The sequence below is a fragment of the Pedobacter sp. HMWF019 genome (assembly GCF_003061025.1).
Taxonomy (GTDB): Bacteria; Bacteroidota; Bacteroidia; order Sphingobacteriales; family Sphingobacteriaceae; genus Pedobacter.
Map to the genome: position 1 here is coordinate 12,680 of NZ_QAIL01000458.1, position 1,151 is coordinate 13,830.

Genomic DNA, 1,151 nt, shown 5'->3' on the forward strand with positions numbered 1-1,151 from the left:
ACAATCCCCTTATGCTGGTATTTGTACCTGAATTTAAAGGCAAAAAGTCATACTTCTGCGCCAGCAGGGACAAAGGAAGACAAAAAAACAGAAGTGCTAAAACTCTCATCTACTTAACCCTTTTCCAGACTTCGCTCCTGCCAATCAGTGAAATACCAATGTACCCACGAATATTCAGCTGCCCATTACTTTTCTCCGTAATATTACAACTGTAGGTTTTTCCAGATTTTGGGTCATAAATTTTACCATCTGTCCATTTACCATCATCGTAAACAAAATCTCTTAACAATTCCAAGCCCATAATAGGTTTAGACTTCAAGTCCGGATCCGGATTTTTGATATCGGTTTTATTCGCTCCTTTATCATCCTTGGGATCCTTCAACCAAACAATCTTTCCAAAATATTTTTCACTCTTTTTGAAGATCTCTATATGAGCCTCACCTGACGCATTTACCCATTGTCCAAGAATAGCGTCTTTATTTTGCGAAAACCCAGAAAAAGAAATCGCAGTAAACAGCAGCAAAATTGATAGATATTTCATACAAGTATAGATTATAAGTTTACCTAAAGTAATAAAATAGGCCCAGATAAAAGAAAGTTTTCTCCTATTTCAAAATGACTGCTGATTTCTTTATCATTGCCAGACACAAAATCAATGAACAACAAAAAGAACATTGTCGCCATTTGCGGAAGCACCAGAAAAAATTCCTCTAACCTGAATCTGATCAGATTTATTGCGCAGCAATATGCAGAGATTTTTAATTTTATAATTTTCGAAGGCCTGGCAGATCTTCCTCATTTTAACCCGGAACTAGACAATGAATCTGGTCCGAAAACCGTAAATGATTTCCGTAGTCTGATCAAAGCAGCCGATGCGGTTTTGATTTGTACTCCTGAATACGCCGTTGGCGTTCCCGGATCTCTAAAGAACGCCATTGACTGGACAGTTTCATCTATGGAGTTTTCTAGAAAACCGGTACTGCTCATCACAGCTTCAACTTCGGGGCACTATGCACATCAATCTCTCTTAGGCACGTTATTGATTATTGAATCCCGCATCACAGAAGAAAGCCAGTTTGTGATTTCTTCTATTGGCACAAAAATTAATGTCCAGGCCCAAGTTACCGACCAGCTTGCTTTGGACAAAATAC

The 1,151-nt window shown here is 38.5% G+C and carries 2 protein-coding genes; one reads left to right on the forward strand and one right to left on the reverse strand.

The annotated features are described in order from the left end of the window. Window positions 1-109 precede the first annotated feature (109 nt). Window positions 110-541, reverse strand: coding sequence for a DUF2147 domain-containing protein (locus DBR11_RS24280; RefSeq protein WP_108555174.1), 432 nt, complete (start codon window positions 539-541; stop codon window positions 110-112). A gap of 114 nt (window positions 542-655) precedes the next feature. Here DBR11_RS24280 and DBR11_RS24285 point away from each other — a divergent pair. Further along, window positions 656-1,151 (forward strand): NADPH-dependent FMN reductase (locus DBR11_RS24285; protein ID WP_108555175.1); only part of this gene is annotated, 496 nt, incomplete at its 3' end.

Coding starts and splice junctions, on each gene's coding strand:
- DBR11_RS24280 (WP_108555174.1), bottom strand. CDS start 541: ATGAAATATCTATCAATTTTGCTGCTGTTTACTGCGATTTCTTTTTCT.